The 19,972-nt window shown below is 65.5% G+C and carries 21 protein-coding genes and 1 riboswitch; of the genes, 10 read left to right on the forward strand and 11 right to left on the reverse strand.

All coding sequences use genetic code 11. The features are described 5' to 3' along the window. Positions 1–14 precede the first annotated feature (14 nt). Positions 15–908, forward strand: coding sequence for a LysR family transcriptional regulator (locus tag F7R11_RS18850; protein WP_064808797.1), 894 nt, complete (start codon positions 15–17; stop codon positions 906–908). 28 nt (positions 909–936) lie between these two features. Here F7R11_RS18850 and F7R11_RS18855 read toward each other — a convergent pair whose 3' ends face one another. Beyond that, entirely contained in the window at positions 937–1,575 is a 639-nt protein-coding gene (locus F7R11_RS18855; protein ID WP_064808794.1) for a LysE family translocator, read from the reverse strand. A 54-nt stretch (positions 1,576–1,629) separates the two neighbouring features. Then, a complete protein-coding gene (locus tag F7R11_RS18860) occupies positions 1,630–2,076 on the reverse strand; it encodes a helix-turn-helix domain-containing protein (RefSeq protein WP_064808792.1) in 447 nt (148 codons plus the stop codon). Positions 2,077–2,150: 74 nt separating this feature from the next. Between F7R11_RS18860 and F7R11_RS18865 the strand changes: the two genes are divergently transcribed. Together F7R11_RS18865 and F7R11_RS18870 are read left to right on the forward strand one after the other, a co-directional pair. After that, entirely contained in the window at positions 2,151–3,017 is an 867-nt protein-coding gene (locus tag F7R11_RS18865) for a class I SAM-dependent methyltransferase (RefSeq protein WP_064808790.1), read from the forward strand. Next, the gene (locus F7R11_RS18870) at positions 3,010–3,516 is read left to right on the forward strand and encodes a DUF2938 domain-containing protein (RefSeq protein ID WP_064808788.1); all 507 of its coding nucleotides are present in this window, start codon (positions 3,010–3,012) and stop codon (positions 3,514–3,516) included. Before F7R11_RS18865 ends, F7R11_RS18870 begins: the two co-directional genes overlap by 8 nt. Positions 3,517–3,531: 15 nt before the next feature. Here the strand turns inward: F7R11_RS18870 and F7R11_RS18875 are convergent, their stop codons facing one another. Further along, positions 3,532–3,978, reverse strand: coding sequence for a GNAT family N-acetyltransferase (locus F7R11_RS18875; protein ID WP_064808786.1), 447 nt, complete (start codon positions 3,976–3,978; stop codon positions 3,532–3,534). Between the two features lie 416 nt (positions 3,979–4,394). Continuing rightward, positions 4,395–5,369, reverse strand: a complete 975-nt coding sequence (locus F7R11_RS18880; RefSeq protein ID WP_064808784.1) for a D-2-hydroxyacid dehydrogenase family protein — start codon at positions 5,367–5,369, stop codon at positions 4,395–4,397. 268 nt (positions 5,370–5,637) lie between these two features. Beyond that, positions 5,638–5,729: riboswitch (cyclic di-GMP riboswitch) on the forward strand. 63 nt (positions 5,730–5,792) lie between these two features. On the opposite strand from F7R11_RS18880, the gene F7R11_RS18885 reads away from it, so the two are divergent. Together F7R11_RS18885 and F7R11_RS18890 are read left to right on the forward strand one after the other, a co-directional pair. Next, positions 5,793–6,635, forward strand: coding sequence for a spherulation-specific family 4 protein (locus tag F7R11_RS18885; RefSeq protein ID WP_064808782.1), 843 nt, complete (start codon positions 5,793–5,795; stop codon positions 6,633–6,635). A gap of 223 nt (positions 6,636–6,858) precedes the next feature. After that, positions 6,859–7,941, forward strand: a complete 1,083-nt coding sequence (locus F7R11_RS18890) for a calcium:cation antiporter (RefSeq protein ID WP_021193031.1) — start codon at positions 6,859–6,861, stop codon at positions 7,939–7,941. Between the two features lie 18 nt (positions 7,942–7,959). On the opposite strand, the gene F7R11_RS18895 is transcribed toward F7R11_RS18890, so the two are convergent. Then, positions 7,960–9,273 (reverse strand): sensor histidine kinase, encoded by a 1,314-nt coding sequence (locus tag F7R11_RS18895; protein ID WP_064808780.1) that lies wholly within the window; start codon positions 9,271–9,273, stop codon positions 7,960–7,962. Then, a complete protein-coding gene (locus tag F7R11_RS18900) occupies positions 9,270–10,010 on the reverse strand; it encodes a response regulator (RefSeq protein ID WP_064808778.1) in 741 nt (246 codons plus the stop codon). Before F7R11_RS18900 ends, F7R11_RS18895 begins: the two co-directional genes overlap by 4 nt. A gap of 383 nt (positions 10,011–10,393) precedes the next feature. Here F7R11_RS18900 and F7R11_RS18905 point away from each other — a divergent pair, with 383 nt between their 5' ends. After that, positions 10,394–11,107, forward strand: a complete 714-nt coding sequence (locus F7R11_RS18905; protein ID WP_064808776.1) for a cytochrome c biogenesis CcdA family protein — start codon at positions 10,394–10,396, stop codon at positions 11,105–11,107. 142 nt (positions 11,108–11,249) lie between these two features. Then, a complete protein-coding gene (locus tag F7R11_RS18910; protein WP_064808774.1) occupies positions 11,250–11,714 on the forward strand; it encodes a RidA family protein in 465 nt (154 codons plus the stop codon). A gap of 19 nt (positions 11,715–11,733) precedes the next feature. Here F7R11_RS18910 and F7R11_RS18915 read toward each other — a convergent pair whose 3' ends face one another. Continuing rightward, positions 11,734–12,645, reverse strand: a complete 912-nt coding sequence (locus F7R11_RS18915; RefSeq protein ID WP_064808772.1) for a LysR family transcriptional regulator — start codon at positions 12,643–12,645, stop codon at positions 11,734–11,736. Positions 12,646–12,836: 191 nt separating this feature from the next. Between F7R11_RS18915 and F7R11_RS18920 the strand changes: the two genes are divergently transcribed. Then, on the forward strand, positions 12,837–13,547 hold the full coding sequence (locus F7R11_RS18920; RefSeq protein WP_021193037.1) for an SDR family NAD(P)-dependent oxidoreductase: 711 nt from the start codon (positions 12,837–12,839) through the stop codon (positions 13,545–13,547). A gap of 18 nt (positions 13,548–13,565) precedes the next feature. On the opposite strand, the gene F7R11_RS18925 is transcribed toward F7R11_RS18920, so the two are convergent. Further along, the gene (locus F7R11_RS18925; protein ID WP_064808770.1) at positions 13,566–14,945 is read right to left on the reverse strand and encodes an FAD-containing oxidoreductase; all 1,380 of its coding nucleotides are present in this window, start codon (positions 14,943–14,945) and stop codon (positions 13,566–13,568) included. 175 nt (positions 14,946–15,120) lie between these two features. Further along, positions 15,121–15,549, reverse strand: a complete 429-nt coding sequence (locus F7R11_RS18930; RefSeq protein WP_064808768.1) for a hypothetical protein — start codon at positions 15,547–15,549, stop codon at positions 15,121–15,123. A gap of 205 nt (positions 15,550–15,754) precedes the next feature. On the opposite strand from F7R11_RS18930, the gene F7R11_RS18935 reads away from it, so the two are divergent. Continuing rightward, the gene (locus F7R11_RS18935; RefSeq protein ID WP_064808766.1) at positions 15,755–16,264 is read left to right on the forward strand and encodes a DUF1697 domain-containing protein; all 510 of its coding nucleotides are present in this window, start codon (positions 15,755–15,757) and stop codon (positions 16,262–16,264) included. A 1-nt stretch (position 16,265) separates the two neighbouring features. Here the strand turns inward: F7R11_RS18935 and F7R11_RS18940 are convergent, their stop codons facing one another. Then, positions 16,266–17,399, reverse strand: coding sequence for a helix-turn-helix transcriptional regulator (locus tag F7R11_RS18940; RefSeq protein WP_064808764.1), 1,134 nt, complete (start codon positions 17,397–17,399; stop codon positions 16,266–16,268). Positions 17,400–17,633: 234 nt separating this feature from the next. Then, the gene (locus F7R11_RS18945; protein WP_231973332.1) at positions 17,634–18,761 is read right to left on the reverse strand and encodes a DJ-1/PfpI family protein; all 1,128 of its coding nucleotides are present in this window, start codon (positions 18,759–18,761) and stop codon (positions 17,634–17,636) included. A gap of 259 nt (positions 18,762–19,020) precedes the next feature. Here F7R11_RS18945 and F7R11_RS18950 point away from each other — a divergent pair, with 259 nt between their 5' ends. Beyond that, positions 19,021–19,968, forward strand: a complete 948-nt coding sequence (locus tag F7R11_RS18950; RefSeq protein WP_231973330.1) for a GlxA family transcriptional regulator — start codon at positions 19,021–19,023, stop codon at positions 19,966–19,968. Positions 19,969–19,972 lie beyond the last annotated feature (4 nt).

The following is a 19,972-nucleotide window of genomic DNA, read 5'->3' on the forward strand; positions in this document are numbered from 1 at the left end:
TTCCAGGCATAGCCATGAATAATCTCAGACGGCTGGACCTCAACCTGCTGGTGACGTTGGACGTGCTGCTGACCGAGCACAATGTCACGCGCGCGGCAGAACGGTTGAACTTCTCGCAGCCCTCCGTGAGCGTGCATCTGGCCAAGCTGCGCGACATCTTGGGAGACCCGTTGCTGCTGCCCGGCCCGCGCGGCATGCGCCCGACCGCTCGCGCAGAGGCACTGCGCGAACCACTGCGGCAAGCACTGGAGGCGTTGGAGCAGGCCGTTGCGCCCGCCAGCCCGTTTGATCCGGCGCACGCCACCAACACCTGGCGCGTGGCCGCTACCGACTACGGTGAATCGACCATCGTGCTGCCAGCGCTCAACACCCTGCGCGACGCTGCACCGGGCACACGGCTGGCCATTCTCGAACTGGTGCCACCGCGCATTGAAAAGCAGGCCGAGCACGGCGAGATCGACCTCGCCTTCCACACCACCGACGGCGCGCCACCCGGCCTGCGCCGCCGCGCGTTGTTCACCGAGCGTTATGTCTTGATCGGCCGTGCGGGGCACCCGCGCCTCAAGCGCAAGCCGACATTGGCGCAGTTCTGCGCGCTCGACCATGTGATCGTGTCACCTGATGGCGGCGGGTTCTTCGGCGTAACGGACGAAGCGCTCAAGGCTGCCGGTGCCACGCGACGCGTGGTGCTGTCGGTGCCGCACTTCCTGTTTGTGATGACGGCGGTGGCCAGCACCAACATGGTGGCGATGCTGCCCGAGCGGCTCGTGCGCGGTGTCAGCGCACTACAGGTGGTCGAGCCACCGGTGGAAGTGCCCGGGTATGAGATGTCGATGCTGTGGCACGAGCGGGTGCATCGAGACCCGGCGCATCAGTGGCTGCGGGAGACCGTGGCGAGAGCGGTGTAATCCGCCCCGGGGCCACTCAGACGGAGCGTTACAGTCCGGCCTTCGGCGCCGTCAGGATCAAGCGCAGCCCAAGCGTGGCAATCGCAACGGCGGCCACGCGGTCTACCCAGGCCTTGGCGCGCAGATACATCTCGCGCGGCACGCGGCTCGAAAAGCACAGCGCGACGATCGTGTACCAGCCGAACTCCACCAGGAACACCAGCGGCGGCAATACGAAATAGCACCACACTGGCGGATGCTGCGGCAGCAGCGCAGCAAAGATACTGCCGTACCAGATCGCCGTCTTGGGGTTGCTCATCTGCGTGGTGATGCCCGTCCAGAACGACTTGCGCGCGCTGCCGGCCTGCGGGGCAACGCGCTCGTCCATGGCGATGGGATGCTTGGCACCGCGCCAGATCTTCCACGCCATATAGATCAGGTAAGCGCCACCGGCCATCTTCAGGCCGATATAGAGCCACTCGACAGCTTGCAGCAACGTGTAGAGCCCGGCCAGCGCCAGACCGCCAAAGAAGAGCGCACCCGCGCCCATCCCCAGCGCAGTGGCCAGGCCATCGCGACGCGACAACCCGATGGCGTTGCGCGCCACCAGCACAAAGCTCGGCCCCGGGATCATCGCCCCAAGCAGCAGCGCAACGAGAATGGCGAATACAGCAGCAGAGGCGGTCATCGGGGTCTCCTGGTTGGTCATGCGCAACTTGGGGTGCCGAATTCTCGCACGCCGCTAGCGCGCCCGTTGGCGCCGGGTAAGCGGCCCCGGGGTTGCGGTCAGTGCGATTGCGCCCGACGTGGCCGCCCGCACGATCCGCTGAAACGTCGGGCACTCCATGTGGCTTGGCGCGGGGCAGACCGCCGCGTGCCGCAAGCCGTCGCGCATGGCAGTGAGCCGGCGGATCGTCCGGTCCAGCTCGTCGGCCTTGGCGGCCAGCATCGGCCGGTCGACCTCCAACTGCCCGCCGGGCGCGAACATGTGGGCGATCTCGTCGAGCGAGAAGCCCGCCGCACGCCCCAGCGCAATCAGTGCCAGGCGTTCCAGTACATCGGCGTGGAACTGGCGTCGCAACCCGCGTCGGCCGGTCGAGACAATCAGCCCTTTTTCTTCGTAATACCGCAGCGTTGATGCGGGCACACCCGCGTGCTGCGTCACCTCGGCAATGTCCAGTGTGCTCACCGCTTGACCTCAAGTTGACTTGAACTTGCACAGTGTAGTCCTCGCGCCTGGAGTGCGCGCACAGGACACCCATCATGAAGACCATGCCCCCAACCGACGTCAACCAGGCCGCCCTCTGGAACGGCCACGCCGGACACGCCTGGGTTGCCAGCCAGACGGCGCTCGACCAGATGTTCCAGCCGCTTGAAGACCAGCTTGTTGAAGCGGTGAGCACCCAGCGGGCGCAGCACGTGCTCGATGTCGGCTGCGGCACCGGCAGCACGACGCTCGCCATTGCGCGCCAGCTTGGTGCCAACGGTAGCTGCCTCGGTATCGACATCTCAGCGCCCATGCTGCAGACCGCCCGCGAGCGCGCCCAACGCGAACCGACACCCGCGCGCTTCGTCTGTGCCGACGCACAGACCTATGCCTTCCAACCTGCCGCCTTCGACATGATCGTCTCGCGCCTGGGCGTGATGTTCTTCGACGATCCGGTCGCGGCCTTCACCAACCTGCGGGGTGCCGCACGCGATGGCGCAGCGCTCTGTTTCATTGCGTGGCGCGGCCCCGCCGACAACCCGTTCATGACCGCGGCAGAACGTGCGGCAGCGCCACTGCTGCCAAACCTGCCACCGCGCAAACCCGGCGCACCTGGGCAGTTCGCCTTTGCGGACCGCAGCCGGGTGACCTGCACCCTGGCCGCCAGCGGCTGGACCGATATCGACATCCAGCCTGTCGACGTTGCATGCACCCTGCCCGAGCGAGAACTGGTGCCTTACCTCAGCCGGCTCGGCCCTGTCGGGCTGGAACTGCAAGAGGCCGACTCGCAGACGCGTACGCGTGTCATCGATGCAATGCGCACGGCGTTCGAGCCTTATGTGCACGGCACAGAAGTCCGCTTCACTGCTGCGTGCTGGATCGCCCGTGCGCGCGCCACGCGAGTGGAGGCGGCACATGACTGAAACCACACGCACACTGCTCTGCGCGCTGCTGATCGGCACCGGAGCCACGGTCGTCATGGACATCTGGGCCATCATCCGGCAACGGATGCTTGGTGTGCCGCCGTTGGACTATCGCCTGGTCGGGCGTTGGCTTGGCCATCTGCTCCAGGGGCGCGTCCGACACCATCCCATCAGCGGTTCAGCACCCATCGCGGGCGAACACGTGATCGGCTGGACGGCGCACTACATCATCGGCATCGCCTTCGCGGGCGTGCTGCTGGCGGGTTGGGGGCTCGACTGGGTGTGTCATCCAACGATCGGCCCTGCGCTCATCGTCGGTATCGGCAGCGTGGCGGCGCCCTTCTTCGTGATGCAGCCTGCCATGGGTGCCGGCATTGCCGCCAGCCGCACGCCACGCCCGGCGGCGGCGCGGCTGCACAGCTTGGTGACGCACACGGTGTTCGGTCTGGGGTTGTATGCGACGGCGTTGGTGATCAGCGTGGCGATGCGTGTCTGCTAACCACCCGATCCCGCGCTATCGCAAGTCACACCGCATGCACAACGCCGAAGTGCGTTCCGCGCTGCGAAAGACCATCGACGCGCGCACTTCTGCCGGCACCTTTTCCGCCGGAAACAGCGAGAAACCCCAGCGTGCGAAGTAAGACGGCGCGGTCGTCGACAAGAGATACGCCTCACGTGCGCCGGTACCGCGTGCGCGTAGCAGCAGCGTCTCGATCAGCCGGCTGGCGATACCGCGGTCCCGGTAGATGGGGTCGACCGCCGCCGAGCGGACCACGATGGCGCGGCCGCCTTGCTCTCCCGCCACGCAGCCGATGATGCGGCCCTTGTCCAGGGCCACGTGAAAGGCGTCGATGCTGCCCTGGGTGTCTTCTGCGGGCAGCCCGCAGCGCCTGAGGAGCGCAGCGACATCGCTCCAATCGTCGAGCGAAGCCTGGCGCAGATGAATGTCGTCGGTCTGCATGTGGACGTGGTCTCCGGGAGCGCGCTCGCCGGCAATGCACTACCTGCGGCGCGCTTCTATCGTCATGCGGCAAACTGTTTTGCCGCGCCCTTCTTCAAGCCTTCTGGGGTATGAGGCCACCGTCGAATAGGTGCGCGTCCAGACTAGCATCCAGACCCGGCAGGAAAAAAGAAACCCGTGCGCCGTCTACGGACATCGATCGGTCCCGGCGCATCAGCCGGATTGCGCGCAGGCATCACGCAAACGCGTTCTTATTGGCTTGGCAGGCGGGCTCCGGGAACGCGGCCCCAGGCAATCAGGGCAATCCCGTCCGTCATCTGGATAGCATTGCAGCAACAACATCACGCAGCTGGAACGTCCACCATGCATCGAGCCCCCCTTGACCTGCCCGTCATGACCCGTATTGCGCCCGCACGTTAGCGCGTCAGCACCTGCGGATTGATCATGTTCACCGGGGCGCCGGCCTCGTACGCGAGGATCTGCCGGAAGACGTCGGTGAACTGCAAGTCCCACTCTTCGTAGGTGACATAGCCGATGTGCGGTGTGCACACGACGTTGGGCATTGTCAGCAGCGGATGCGTGGTGTCGGTCAGCGGCTCCTGCTCGAAGACATCGAGCGCCGCCATGCCCGGGTGTCCCGCTTGCAGTGCAGGCACCAGGGCGTTGGGTTCAATCAGACCGGCACGGCTGGTATTGACCAGCAGAGACCCGCGCTTCATGGCTGCCAGATCCGCGGCGGTCACGATACTGCGGGTGGCATCCACCAGCCGCATGTGCAGCGAGACAACGTCACAGGTCGAGAAGAACTCCGCCTTCGAGGCAGCCGTCTCGTAGCCATCCTGACGCGCACGCTCCAACGATTCCGGGCGCGCCCAGACCAGCACGCGCATCCCGAAGGCGCGCGCATACCCTGCCACCTCCCGGCCAATGCGCCCATAGCCAAAAATGCCGAACGTCTTGCCACGCAAGGTATGACCGACACCACACTGCCAGCGCCCCTGCCGCATCGACTCCACCTGCTGCGGCAACTGCCGCATGGCGGCCAGCACCAGCGCCCAGGTCAGCTCGGCTGCGGCGTACGACGGCGTGCCGGCATGCAGGTCGGAGCAGACGAGCACACCATGCTCGGTACAGGCATGGATATCGATATGCGGGTAGACGCTGCGCTGGCTGATGAGGCAGAGCCTGGGCAAGCGCGCAATCAACTCACGGCGGATGGTCGTGCGCTCGCGAATCAGGACCAGGGCGTCGGTGTCGGCCAACCGTTGTGCAAGCACATCGGTGTCCTCCACATGATCGGTCCAGACGGTCACCTCGTGACCTTCTAGCAGGGCATAGCAAGGCAGCCGGCGGAGGGTGTCGAACCAGTCGTCGAGGATGGTGATGTGCATGGCGGGCGCGGGAGACGTGGCAAAAGCGGGCAACGGAAAACGTTCGCGGGAATCTTGCGCCGCGCCTCCCCCGCTGTGAAATGAATTCGAGGCGCCGGTTGATGCACGAAATCTATGAATCCACGCACGGCGTCAATGCTCTGTTTCGCGTAAGCGCGCGCTGCGTCGGTTTCCGACAACGCTCTCCGGCAATCCCAGCGCATTTGCGCAATCTGTATTTGCCGGCGGCACGGCGCCCCGGTAGAGTTTTCAGCCAATGGGCGAGCGCCCAGAACTTTGGCAAAACCGGAGTGATCCGGCGACGCAAAGCTATAGGGACTTCCAGACGGTGAACCGCCAGGAAGTCAGCCAGTTGCCCGCCGACCCGCAATGGCGGCGGGCCAATTGACGGACGCAGATTTCTGCGCCGTTAGGAGGCACACAATGAAAAAGACAGTCACGGGGGGGCGCACGCCCGCATTCGCCACGCGTATCGTGGCGCGTTTGGTAGCACGTTCGGCGCGGATCTTCGGGTCAGCCGTTGCCTTTGCGGCATGCGCACTGGCAGGCGCATCGCACGCCAGGGCAGAGGGCCTGCTGGTACCGGCCTACATCTACCCATCCGGCAGCGGCGCAACGCAGTGGAACACGCTCGCCAACACGGCGCGGTCGGTACCGACCACCGTCATCCTCAATCCCAATAGCGGCCCGGACACCACGCAAGACCCGAATTACGTTGCCGCCGTAGCAAAGGTGCACGCCGCGGGCGGCAAGGTGATCGGCTACGTGTCGACTTCCTATGCAAAGCGGGCGTTGTCGGCCGTGGTGCAGGACATCCACACCTACCTGGCGCTGTACCAGGTTGACGGCTTCTTCATCGACGAGATGACTGCCGACAGCGTGACCGCACACGTGCAGTTCTACCAATCGGTCTACAACTACATCAAGGGCCTGTCACCCGCATACACGGTCATTGGCAACCCGGGCACCAACGTGCCGGAAATCTACGCCAGCCTGCCGGTGGCGGACCATATCGTCACGTTTGAAGACAGCGCGCACCACTACACCAAGTACGCGCCGCTGGCCTGGCAGGCCAACTACCCGGCCAGCCGCTTCGCGCATATCGTGTACGCCGCATCGGCCACGCAAATGCAGACCTTCATGCGCGGCGCGTCTGCCAAGGATGTAGGCAGCGTGTATTTCACGTCCAAGACGCTACCGAACCCGTATGGCGCACTACCAAGCTACTGGAGCCAGGAAGTCTCGGCTGCGGCCGCTGCAAAGTGATCCTGGCAGGTTGACGCGCCCGGCAGTTGTGCTGGCGCGTCAGGGCTGACCACCCCACGGCGCGCGCCCTGACGGCCAGCGCGCGGGAGAAGGCGGCGCCGTGCCGTCACAGACAGTGACAGGCGATGACCGGTCGGTAGCGGCGCATGCTATATATTTGGGGCACCCCGAATCCGCGCCCTTCGCCGCCCACTGGCGTTGAGACAACAACAAGGAACCCTCCATGGCCGTCACCTCCAACAAGCTGCCGCATTGGACCATCGCCGCCCCGATACTCGCGTGGGTGGTGCTGGTGGTTGGCACGCTCATGACACCCCCCGGCTGGTTGATCGCGCTGATGGCACTGGCACTGGCCGGTGCCGTCTTTGCCGCCGTGCACCATGCCGAAGTAGTCGCGCACAAGGTGGGCGAACCGTTCGGCACCCTGGTGCTGGCCATTGCCGTGACCGTGATCGAGGTGGCGCTGATCGTGTCGGTCATGTTGTCATCCGGGCCCGAGAAAGCCGGACTGGCGCGCGATACGGTATTCGCGGCGGTCATGATCATCTGCAACGGCATCGTCGGCCTGTGCCTGTTCGTAGGCGGCCTGCGGCACCGCGAGCAAGCATTCCAGGCACCGGGCGCCAACGCCGCGCTGGCCGTGCTGGCCGCGCTGGTCACGTTGACCATGGTGCTGCCCAACTACACCAGCTCCACACCCGGCCCGGTCCTGACCTCTTCGCAGCTCGGCTTTGCCGGTGTGACATCGCTGGTGCTGTACGGCTGCTTCGTGATCGTGCAGACCATCCGCCACCGCGATTACTTCCTGGTCGACAGCTCAGACGAAGACGTGCACGCCCCACCCCCGCCGACCCGTGTGGCCGTAGCCAGCGCCGTACTGCTGATGGTGTCCCTGGTGGCGGTGGTGGGCTTGGCCAAGGTGCTGTCCCCCTTCGTGGAAGCGGCCATTCTGAACGCGGGCGCACCGGCGGCAACGGTGGGGATCGTCATTGCCGCGCTGGTGCTGCTGCCCGAAGGGCTGGCTGCCGCACGCGCCGCCAACGCCGACCGCATCCAGACCAGCCTGAACCTCGCGCTGGGCTCGGCACTGGCCAGTATCGGGCTGACCATCCCCACGGTGGCCGCCGTGTTCATCTGGATTGGCCGGCCGCTGGAACTGGGCCTGGGGCCGAAAGAGATGGTCTTGCTGTTCCTGACCCTGATCGTGTCAGCGCTCACGCTGGGCAAGGGCCGCACGACGATCCTGCAGGGCGTGGTTCACCTCGCAATCTTTGCGGCCTACCTGTTCCTCTCGATCGTGCCCTGACGGCGGCACGATCATCACTCACGCAGGCAACGTCAGCGTTGCCTGCAGCCCGCCCCCTTGACGGTTGGCCAGCGCCAGACGTCCACCCATGGCCTGCGCCAACTGCTGCGCAATCGCCAAGCCCAGACCCGTACCGCCCGTCCCCCGGTTGCGTGACGTCTCCAGCCGGTAGAACGGCCGCATTACCCGCTCCAGTTCCGCCTCGGGAATGCCTGGGCCCCGGTCCAGCACGGCAATGGCGAGGCTGCCGGACTCGCGCGACACCGTCACCTCCGCATCACCGCCAAACTTGATGGCGTTGTCGATCAGGTTGGTCAGGATGCGCCGCAGCGCCTGCGGCCGGGTTTCAACGGGCGCCCCGACCTTGCCTTCCACCATGATGGGTGTGCCGCCGTCCCGGTAGTCGTAGCTCAGGCTGTCGAGCAACGCGTCGATGTCCACACGGGCGGGGGCTTCGGCACTGCCGTGCAGCGTGCGGGCGTAGGTCACGCCTTCGCGCACGAGATGCTCCATCGCGCGCAGATCCTGCACCAGTCGCTCCTGCGTTTCAGAAGGGTCCATCAGATCCAGCCGCAGGCGCATGCGGGTGATGGGCGTCTGCAGGTCATGCGAGATCGCCGCCAGGATCTGCACGCGCTCGGCCAGATAGCCAGCAATGCGCTGCTGCATGGCGTTGAAGGCCGCCGCTGCGTGCGCTACCTCCACAGGGCCGTGTTCGGGAATCACCTCGCTCTTGAGATCGGGACCGAGGCTTTCTGCGGCGGTGGCCAACTGCTTGAGCGGGCGGGTGACCAGGCGCACGGCCAGCCACGCGCATCCGCCCAGCAACACAAGCTGCACAACCAGCAGCACCGGCAGCCAGGTCGACAGCCCCATGGGATTCGGATGCACGTCGATGGTGAGTGGGCTGCCGTCGCTGAGTGTCAGGTGCACCTGGTACTGATTGCCGCCACCGGGCACCGCGTTGGCGGTGACGTTGTACCGCCCCTCCAGCGCGCGACCGATGGTGGCCGCCGCCTCGCGGGACAGGGCATCGCGCGGCGGCGTGTCGCTGCGGATGCCGGCGTCGAGTTCGTAGCGATAGGTGCGCCGGCTCAAGCGGTCAGCCCAAAGCGCGCGCTTGGCCGCGGGCAGCATGTCGAGCATGGCGACGGAGCTGGCCACGTCGGTTTCCAGGTTGCCGAGCATCAGCCGGTCTGCCGCATCGGCGCGCTCGTGCAGCACAAGGCTGAAGGCCAGCCCCTGCGCCAGAGCCAACCCCACCAGCAGGATGACCATCAGGCGCGCAAACAAGGTGCGGGGCCATAGACGTAGGGTACGCAAAGCCGTCATGCGCGCTCCTCGCGAATCTCCACCGTCGAGGCAAACACGTATCCGCCATTGCGCACGGTCTTGATGTACTTGGGCTCGCGCGCGTCGTCGCCCAGGCGTTGCCGCAGGCGGCTCACCATCAGGTCGATGGAGCGCTCGAACAGCTCGGCGTCACGGCCTTGCGTGAGGTTGAGCAGTTGGTCACGGCTGAGCACGCGCTGCGGGTGGTCGAGAAACACGCGCAGCAGCTTGTACTCCGCGCCGCTCAGGGCAACGACCACGTCCTGGGCATCCAGCAGGTGCCGCGTCGTGGTATCGAGCCGCCAGTCGCCAAAGGCCAGCAGCGTAGCCGCCTCGGTGATCTGCAGGTTGGGCGGCAACATGCGCGTGCGGCGCAGCACGGAACGCACGCGGGCCAACAGTTCACGCGCGGCAAACGGCTTCACGAGGTAGTCGTCGGCGCCCATTTCCAGGCCGAGAATGCGGTCGGCCTCTTCGTTGCGGGCGGTCAGCATGAGGATCGGCAGGTTCTTGCGCGGGCCGGCACGCAGGTCACGGCACAACGCCAGGCCATCTTCACCGGGCAGCATGAGGTCGAGCACGATGAGGTCGACCGAGCCCTTGTCGAGCGCGGCGCGCATCTCGCGCCCATTGGCCGCCAGCGTCACGCGCATCTCGTTGCGTTCCAGGTAGGTGCCCACCAGCTCGCGGATCTCGCGGTCGTCATCAACGATGAGGATGTGATCGGGCTGGCTCATGGTTTGCGCTCGATGGGGGTAGAACGTGGCGTAGGAAGGGGGGTGGCATGCCGGCGCCGGTCAGACGTACTGGCCGGCCCGGGCGCCGCCCAGCGGCACACGCCCGCACCGCCCAGTTCACAGGTCAACGCAGAAAACATCATGGTGGCAAGCAGCAGCAGACCCCTCATGGCACGCATCCTTTCAGCAGTCGCACCGTAACACCGACGGCATGCGATGGACGCATTGTGCGGCGGCTGGGGGACCATGTGGGGGCCTTTTGTATCGCTCTGTATCTGGCGGGCTCTTGAACAAGAAACATTGCACTTGCGCAGGCCTGCGGAAACAGCGGCGATACGTGCGGGGCATGCAATGCAGTCATCGGATCAACCAGGAGACGCCCGATGATTGACCTCATTCTTGCCGCACTGGCCGGCGTATTGACGATTGCATCACCGTGCGTGCTGCCGGTGCTGCCCATGGTGCTGAATGCGTCCAGCGACGAGTCCAGCGCGCTGCGCCCCGTGGCGATTGCATTGGGCTTCGTGCTCGCGTTTTCTGCGCTGGGCGTGGCATTTGGCGCGCTCTCCAGCTCGCTGGCCTGGGCGCAGGACGCCGTGCGCACCGTGGCCATTTTGATTCTGCTGCTGTCAGGGCTGGCCCGCCTGTGGCCCAGCGCATTCGAGCGGCTTCTGGCACCACTGGGCGGCATCATCGATCGCTTTGCGGGGGTGGCCGCAGGTATCACATCTGGCACGGGCACGGGCCTGGCGGGCGGGTTCGTGCTGGGCATGACGCTGGGCGTGGTCTGGACACCATGCGCCGGCCCCACGCTGGCCGCCATTCTGGCGCTGGTGGCCAAGGCACAGGACCTGGGCCGCGCCGGGGTGCTGCTGGCGCTGTTCTCCGCAGGCGCCGCCATTCCGTTGCTCGTCATCGCCTATGGCGGCCGCTATGTCACCGCGCAGGTCCGCAAGGTGTCACGGTATGCGCAGCGCCTGCAGCAAGTGTTTGGCGCTGCCGTCGTTGTTACCGCCGTGGCGATGCTCTTCCAGGTCGACACGCTGGTGGTGGCGCGGTTGAGTACGGTGCTTCCGTCGATTCACCTGGGGGTGTGAAGCATGCGTCGCGCCCGAAACGGCCGCCGGGGGATTTGTTCCTTGATGTATTGAGTCCTGTTCCCGCCCGTACCTTCATCCGGGCGGCGGCCGCGCCTAGAGTCGGTTCCATGCTCACAACCGCTTGAAACCCGGAGCCGCCATGACCATCGAAGAACGCCTTGCCGCACGCGGCCTCGTGCTGCCCCCTCCCCCGCAGCCGCTGGGCAGCTATGCCGCTGTCAGTCAGGCGGGTGATCTACTGTTCGTGTCAGGGCAGTTGCCGCTGGCCAACGGCAAGGTGGTCTGGCAAGGCCAGGTCGGCAAGGACCTGACCCTGGAAGATGGCCAGCGTGCCGCAGAACTTGCTGCGCTCAACGTGCTCGCGCAAATCCACGCGCATCTGGGTAGCTTCGAGCGGTTGGACCACATTGTCCGTGTCGAGGGACATGTCACCAGTGCACCCGGCTGGCTGCAGCAGCCTGCGGTGGTGGATGGCGCATCGGACTTCTTCGCGGATGTGCTGGCCGAGAAGGCCGGGCATGCGCGCATGGTGATCTCGCACTTCCAGCAGCCGGCCAACGCCGCCGTCATCCTGCTCGTGATCGCACAGGTCAAACCCGCCTGATTGCCCTGTCCCTGCCCACTCAGGGGGAGCACTTCTCCACCAGGAAGTCGACGAACACCCGCACCCGGCGCGTCACGTGCCGGGCCGACGGGTATAGCAGGACGAACGGCCGCGTACTGCCGCCGTAGTCCTGCAACACCTCGACCAGCGTGCCGTCGCGCAAATCCTGCTCGACCACAAAGCGGTACGTCTGAAACAAGCCTGCCCCGGCGCGCGCCAACGTGGCGCCGCCGAGCGCGTCTTCCGACGTGCCATAGGTGCCCGACGTCAGCAGATCCGTCTCTTCACCGTTGACCTGGAACACCCATGGCAGCTTACGGCCACTGCTGGGCACGTCAAACTGAATGCATTCGTGCTGCTGCAGGTCTTCCGGCGTGCGTGGCGTGCCGGCGCGGCGTAGATAGTCGGGCGCGGCCACCACCACCATCTCGGCATCTTCCAGCTTGCGGGCGATGAGGTTGGAGTCATCCGGTGCGCGTCCGCGCACGGACAGGTCATACGTGTCATCTGCAAAATCGACATTGCGGTTGCTGATGTGCACGTCGACTTCGACATCCGGGTATTGCGCCCGGAACGCGGGCAGGATGGGCAGCACGCGATAGTGCGCATAGGGCGTCGGCAAGCTGATCCGCAGCAAGCCCGAGGGCGCTGCGCGCTGGCCGCTGATCTGCCGTTCCGCTTCCACCAATTGCGCCAATGCGCGGCGGCTCTGCTCGAAGTAGATCCGGCCCTCTTCAGTCAACCGGATCTGCCGCGTGGTGCGCACGAACAGGCGCACACCCAATCGCTCCTCCAACCGGAACACGGTGCGGCTGACCGCCGGCGGTGTCACGCCTGCAGCGACTGCGGCGGCCGTAAAACTGCCAAGCTCTGCCGCCAGGCAGAACAGCTCGATGCTGCCGAGCTGGAGATCATCGAACTGTCGCGTCATGGCGCCTACCGCATCAATGCAAAGGCCCCATCATAGTGCGGGATGTGATGCATCGCATTTGTTCCCGCTGCGCATAAGTGTTTGTGCGCGATGGGCATTCTTCAGCACAAGCGTGCGGCCTACATTGGACCTCAATCGATCCCGTCGGATCGACCGGCTTCACAGCCATCCACCAAACATGAGGTTCCAAAATGAGCACCACTCAAAAAGTCGCCGTCATCACCGGCGCATCACAAGGCATCGGCGCAGAACTGGTCAAGTCGTACCGCGAACGCGGCTACCGCGTGGTGGCAACGGCGCGCAGCATCAAGCCGGTGGATGACGCTGGCATCCTGGCCGTTGCCGGTGACATTGCCGACCCGGCAACGGCACGCCGCGTGATTGCCGAGGGTGTGGCGAAGTTCGGCCGCATCGATACGCTGGTCAACAACGCCGGCATCTTCATGGCCAAGCCCTTCACCAGCTATACGGCGGAAGACTACGCAGCCAACATTGGCGTGAACCTGACCGGTTTCTTCCACATCACGCAGCTCGCCATTGCCGAGATGGAGAAGAACGGCGGTGGCCACGTGGTCAGCATCACGACCACCCTGACGGACCATGCCATCAGCGGTGTACCGTCGGTGCTCGCCTCGCTCACCAAGGGCGGTTTGAACGCGGCGACGAAATCGCTGGCCATTGAATATGCGAAGCGCGGTATCCGCGTGAATGCGGTGTCGCCAGGCGTCATCAAGTCGCCAATGCACGCACCGGAAACGCACGACTTTCTTGGCGCGCTGCATCCGGTTGGCCACATGGGCGAGATGCGCGATATCGCGCAGGCTGTACAGTTTCTGGAGTCCGCCCCCTTTGTGACAGGCGAGATCCTGCACGTGGATGGCGGCCAGAGCGCAGGGCATTGAACCCACCTGCGGCCGGTGCTACACCACCGGCTGCATCTCCTGCAGCAGCGTCGGCACCAGTTCCGACACGGTCGGGTGGATGTGCATGGCACGGCTGATGGTGGTGTACGGCGCCTTGGCGTACATCACGTCGAGCAATGCATGCACGACCTCGTCGCCGGTCACGCCCAGGATCGCCGCGCCAAGAATTTCGTGACTCTGCGCATCCACCACCACGCGCATGAAGCCTTGGCTTTCTCCCTTCTCCACCGCACGCCCGACGCGCGTCATGGGGCGGTTGCCGACCAGCAGCTTGCGGCCCGAATGCTTGGCCTCGGTCAGCGTCATGCCAACGCGGCCAAGCGGTGGGTCGATGTACATGGCGTACGCCTGGATACGGTCCGACACCCTGCGCGGATCGTCATCCAGCAGGTTGGCCGCGACGATCTCGTAGTCGTTGTAGGACGTATGTGTGAACGCGCCGCGCCCGTTGCAATCGCCCAGGGCCCAGATGCCGGAGACGTTGGTGCGCAGTTGCTCGTCGACGCAGATATATCCGCGTGCATCGGTTTGGACGCCTGCCTTGTCCAGGCCGAGATCATCGGTATTGGGTACACGCCCCACGGCCAGCAGCAGATGCGAGCCCGACACTTCTCGCGCGCCGCCCGAGCAATCCAGCCCAACCACCACGTTGCCTGCTTCGCCGCGCACGCTCAGGCAGTTGGCGGCCACCTGCACGTCGATGCCCTCCGCTTCCAGAATCTCACGCACCGCCTGCGACACGTCTTCGTCTTCACGGGCGATCAGGCGCGGGCCTTTCTCCACGATCGTCACGCGCGCCCCGAAGCGCCGATACATCTGGCCGAACTCCAGCCCCACATAGCTGCCACCGATCACGATCAGGTGCTCGGGCAGGAAGTCCATGTCCATCATGGTGGTGTTGGTGAGATAGGGCACCTGATCCAACCCCGGCATCGGGGGAACCAGCGCGCGCCCGCCAACGTTGATGAAGATGCGCTCGGCCTCCAGCAGATCGTTGCCGACACGCACGGTTTGCGCGCTCTCAAAGCGAGCATGCCCCTGGAAGACGGTGCAGTGCTCCAGGCCGCGGACCCACTGCTCCACGCCGTGGCTGGAGCGCCCGGAAATTTCGTCCTTGCGCGCCTTCACACGCGCCATGTCGACATTGACCGGCCCATCGATCATCACGCCGTACTCGGCAGCCCGTTGCGCGAGGCGCGCGGCGTATGCGCTGGCGACCAGTGTCTTGGTGGGAATGCAGCCGGTGTTGACGCATGTGCCGCCAAACCGCCCGCGCTCGATGATGGCAACCTGCATGCCGGCGCCGGACAACCGCGCGGCCAGCGCCGGGCCAGCTTGCCCGGTACCGATGATGATGGCGTCGAAGCGTTGCGTCATGGCGGTCTCCTGCGTGGCGGCATCGATTGCCACGGTATGGTAGACCGCACAGGCGTCAACGGCGACCCGGCGTCAGCGATATGTCTTGGGAAGGGGTGCCACCAGCCAGAACGGCGGATGGAAGGCAGGAAAATCTGGGCACCCGGGAGTGCAAGCCTCCCGGGTGGACATCCCATCAGTGGTGATGGTGATGCTTGCCGTGGCGACGGCGGCCACGATCGTCGTGGTCGGAGTATGAGTTGCGCTGCACGTTGCCGCCCAGCGCCGCACCCGCGCCGCCACCGAGGCCCGCGCCGACGATGCCGCCCGTGCGGCCGCCCATGGCGTTGCCCGCAGCAGCGCCCACGCCACCGCCCAGTGCGCCGCCAACAATCGCGCCCTTGCGCTCGTGGCCGTTGGCCGTCAAAGCGCCGCCGGCGCCACCGCCAATCGCACCGCCAATCACCGAACCCGTCTGGCCGCCGATTGCACCACCCACGGCTGCACCACCCGCGCCGCCCAGTGCGCCACCAAGTGCGTTGCGCAAATCATCGGCCGCCGCCGGCAAAGCCGTCAGACCGGCGAGCGCGGCAACAATCAACGTCGGGGCAATCTTCTTCCACATGCTGGGTTCTCCTTGTTTGCACATGCTCAAATGCAGGATGCGCCACACCCCCGTTGGCGGGCCGTTCCTGGGTCAATCAATTCGCGGCGCAGAATACCGGGCGTGCAGCGTGGCGGGTTATACATTCCCGTCACACGAGTAACAAAATGTACGCAAGCCCCTCGCGTCGCTAAGTTGACCGACAGACTCAGGAGAGACCTCCCCCATGACGACTTATGTCGCCTTCCTGCGGGCCGTGAATGTTGGCGGTACCGGCAAGCTGCCCATGGCCGACCTGCGGGCGATGTGCGAATCCATTGGCCTGACCAACGTGCGCACCTACATTGCGAGCGGCAATGTGGTCTTTCAGAGCCGGCTGTCGGAAGCGTCGGTCAAGGCCAAGCTGGAGCGCTGCCTGGAGGAATACGCCGGCAAGCCCGTGGGCGTGCTCGTGCGCACGGGTGCGGAACTGGCAGCGGTGCTGGAGGGCAATCCGTTCAAAGCCCAGGCAGCCAATCGGACGGTCGCCATCTTTCTGGATGCGCCACCGCCCGCCGATACGTTGGCAACCCTGAGCGGCCGGCAAGCGGAAGAAGTCGCCCTGGGCGCACGTGAGATCTACGTGCACTACGGCGATGGCATGGCGCATTCCAAGCTGAAGATTCCTGCTGCCAAGACGGGGACGGCGCGCAATATGAACACCATCGCCACGCTGGTGGCGTGGGCGGCGGCGTAGCTCAGGCAGCCGACTGATCCGGGTGAGGCACGTCGACCGCGGCAAACAGCGCGACGACCTCGGCGATCCGGCGGCAGCCGGTCTTTGCCAAGATGGCCTTGATCTGGCTGCGTACGGTGCTGATCCGTATGCCGCTTCTCTCGGCGTGCTCCCCGGGCGTCAGGCCTTCGATCATGGCAGCCAGCGCTGCCATTTCTGCATGGGTCAAACCGTAGGGGCGATGCGCAGAACGCGGCCATTCCGTCCGGTAGAAGGGACATCGCAAAAGAACCATCGCCATCGGCTGTGCCGGCATGACGTCGGCAGCAAGATGCGGCTGCAAGGGAACGACGTGCATCTCGATGGAGACCCGACCGCTCTCGTCCGTCATGTACAGCGGAACAGGATCGACCTGCGGCATCGCATCACATGCCGCCCTCACCCGGCGTACCAGCAGCGGTGCGAGCGCCGGAACAGTGCAGCCCAGGCGGTTTGCGCTGACCCGAAGACCCGTCGACTGGTGCAGCAGGGCCTCGGCGGCGGGGTTGGCGTAGTGGATGCCCATGCCCGCGTCCACGATGACCACGCCGCGTGGCAGTGCAGCGAGTGCCGCGCTCGACAGTGTTGCACTGTCATGCCCGCGCATGGCCATGTCCTTCACGCGAAACACATGCGGCAGATGGTGCAGCACCCGCTGGAGTTCACGCACGGTGTGCTGTTCATACGGCCGGTGGCCCACCGGGCGATGCACCGCCAGGATCAAGCGCCGGTTGCCGTCGAACAGCGTGCCGCCGCATGAGTATCGAAGCCCTTCCGGGACGTAGAAATCCTGGTAGTACTCACTACGTGCCACGACGCTGTTCGGCACATAGCGGTGCATGGGGTACATCGTTCCCGCCGGCTGGCGCAGCAGCACCCCGCGTGCAAGATCAAGGCTGTGATAGTGCTTCGCGTAGTCGTCTGCCCACTGGGTGCTGTAGCCGACGAAGCGGTACTCGAGAAAGCGCTCCGTGATCGCGTCATGCACGAAGCAGTTTGCCGCGCGGGCATCGGCCAGGTGCCGCAGTGCTTCCAGCGCGGTATTCCACCCCTTCGGATCGACTGCGGCGGAATACAGCGCTGCAATGACGTTGTCGGCCGAACGCTCGGATGCCATGCTGATCCTCCCCTTCCTCGTGACAGCGGCTGCACACACCAGCGCTGCGGCGGGGCTCTATGCAATCGCGACCCTACGCTGCACGCTCGGTGTCATGCCGTCATGTTTGGCAGAAGTCGTTTGTCCGGGCTATCCCCAAATTTGGGGAGGTGTCGTCTGGCAGCATCACCAGTGCGCATTGGAAAACGTTTGCGGGTCAGCTCACGGTTTGGATGCCGCCCCGATGCACCCCGCCTAGCGCGCTGACCGCATCCCACGAGGCATCGGATATTCCATCTGAAGCGCGACAAACGCTGCGGTATCGCCACCGTGGCGTTGTGCAATGTCTTCCAGTGCCCGATCCAGCGCGACCACTGCGCGAGGCAGCTGCGGCGTGCTGGATAGCGGCGGTAGTGCATTCGCTGCCGCCCCCACCCGGTCGGGAAGAAACACCAAGCCGCTGCCCATGCGCACACCGCCCGAGGTATCTGCCGTTGCCAACACGCGCGTGAAATAGGTACGGGCATGTGCATCGGCCACCAGCGCCAGGGCAACGTCATCACCACCGGGTTGCAAGGCAGCACCGAGCGTTTCGCGCCGCCACAGCGACAGCATGTTGCTGGCCGCCGTGTACAGATGCCGTGGGCTCAGCCTGAAGCCTGCACTTGCGTGTTCGGCTGACCAGTCCGGCGCGCCGATGGCATCGGCCACCGCGTGGGCACGCTCTGCCCCGCCAATCGTCTGGATCAACGCCAGTGTGACGGGCACCGAGGCGGTTACGCCCGTCGTCGTCACAACACGGCCATCGGCCACGTAGCGGCGACCGGACACCCATTGCGTCTGCGGAAACTGCTTCGCAAGCGCATCGCGCGCATACCAGTGGGAAGTCGCGTGGCGGCCCGCCAGCAGGCCAGCACGCGCGAGCACCCATGCACCGTCACATACGCCGATGACCGTCGCGCCCTTGGCCCACTGCTGGCGCACCCAGGCCAGCAGACGCGGATCGTCATCCTCGTGCACGGCCGGCACCACCACATAGTCCGCTCCGTCGGGAAAGCGCGCGTCGAATGCGTCGATGGTGGCATCGGGTTCCAGCCGAAACGCGGGAAACATCTGCATCGGCCCCGGCTGGGTGCCGAGGGCGATCACATCCGCCACGTCAGCACGCTTGAGCACGCCATAGGGGACCACGAAATCGGTCAACTCCGTATTGGCGTTATGCCCGACCACAGCCACGAGCGGCCGTGCGCGCAACGGGTGCGCATGGTTGGCGGGAATCTCCGGCTGCGCGGCAGATGCGTCTGCATGCTGCACGGCAGCGGGCACACCACCGGGGTCCTGATGCACCTGCAACGCAAAACAGCCGGCCAGGCCGACAGCCATTACGCACACACTCCAGCCGACTAGCAGAGCGCGCCGCACGGTCAACGCCCCTCCCGGGCAAGCAGGCAAGCAAACGTTGAGAGAAGAGCGAGGTTCATGGTCAGGCGTGTATGCAGTCTTGGGAAATCCAGCGTAGCTTGACGCCCCCATTGGCAGCAATGACAATGATTTGTCGATTTCTGCCAATAGTGTGCTCCCCATGTCATGCGCTTCCACTGCGCCTCGTTCCGATACAAGCCACTGCCCGACAGGCCCGCGCGTGGTCGCGCTGGTTGCCTACCCGGCAGTGCAGATGCTGGACGTGGCAGGCCCAGCCGATGTATTTGCCATGGCGAATGCCTTCAACGTGGAGCCGGCCTACCGCGTCATGCCGGTCTCGTCGCAGGGCGGGCTGGTGCGAGCGTCGAATGGCATTGCCATCGATACGGAATCGATCGCCTCGCTGGCACCCGCCACCATCGACACCCTGATCGTTGCCGGCGGCGAGCGCGAAGGCTTGCTGGCGACGGGTGCCGATGCACCACTGGCGCAGTGGGCCCGCGAGGTATGCGTTTCGGCAAGGCGGTTCGGGTCGGTCTGCACCGGCGCGTTCGTGCTGGCGCACTGGGGCCTGCTCGATGCGCACCGCGCCACCACGCACTGGGCATCCGCGCAGTTGCTCGCGCAGGTGTTTGCGAACGTTGCGGTCGAGCCCGACGCGCTCTACGTGCAAGACGGTAAGGCGTGGACGTCAGGCGGTGTCACGGCGGGCATCGACATGTGCCTGTCGATGGTCGAGCAGGATCTCGGCCGCTGGGTGGCGGCGCGGGTGGCCAAGCAGTTGATTCTAGCTGTGCGGCGGATGGGCAACCAGTCGCAGTACTCGCTGGCACTGGAAACCCAATCTGGGCAGTACGCTGCGCTGGTCGACTGGCTGCGCTCGCGCCTGCGCGAACCGATCGACGTGGAGCAGATGGCTGCGGCGGCCGGTGAGGCGCCCCGCACCTTCCACCGCCGCTTCACCAAGGAAACCGGCATGACACCGCGCGCCTTTCTGGAAACGCTGCGGCTGCAAGCCGCCCGCGCGCATCTGGAGGCAGGCGACTCCGTCAAGCGCGCCGCCCGCGATGCCGGCTTCGGTTCGGAGGCGCATCTGGCCAAGGCGTTCCGACGCCGGTTTGATCTCTCGCCGTCGCAATACCAGGCGCAGTTCGGGCACGGCGGCTAACGCT

It is taken from the genome of Ralstonia insidiosa (assembly GCF_008801405.1).
Classification (GTDB): Bacteria; Pseudomonadota; Gammaproteobacteria; order Burkholderiales; family Burkholderiaceae; genus Ralstonia; species Ralstonia insidiosa.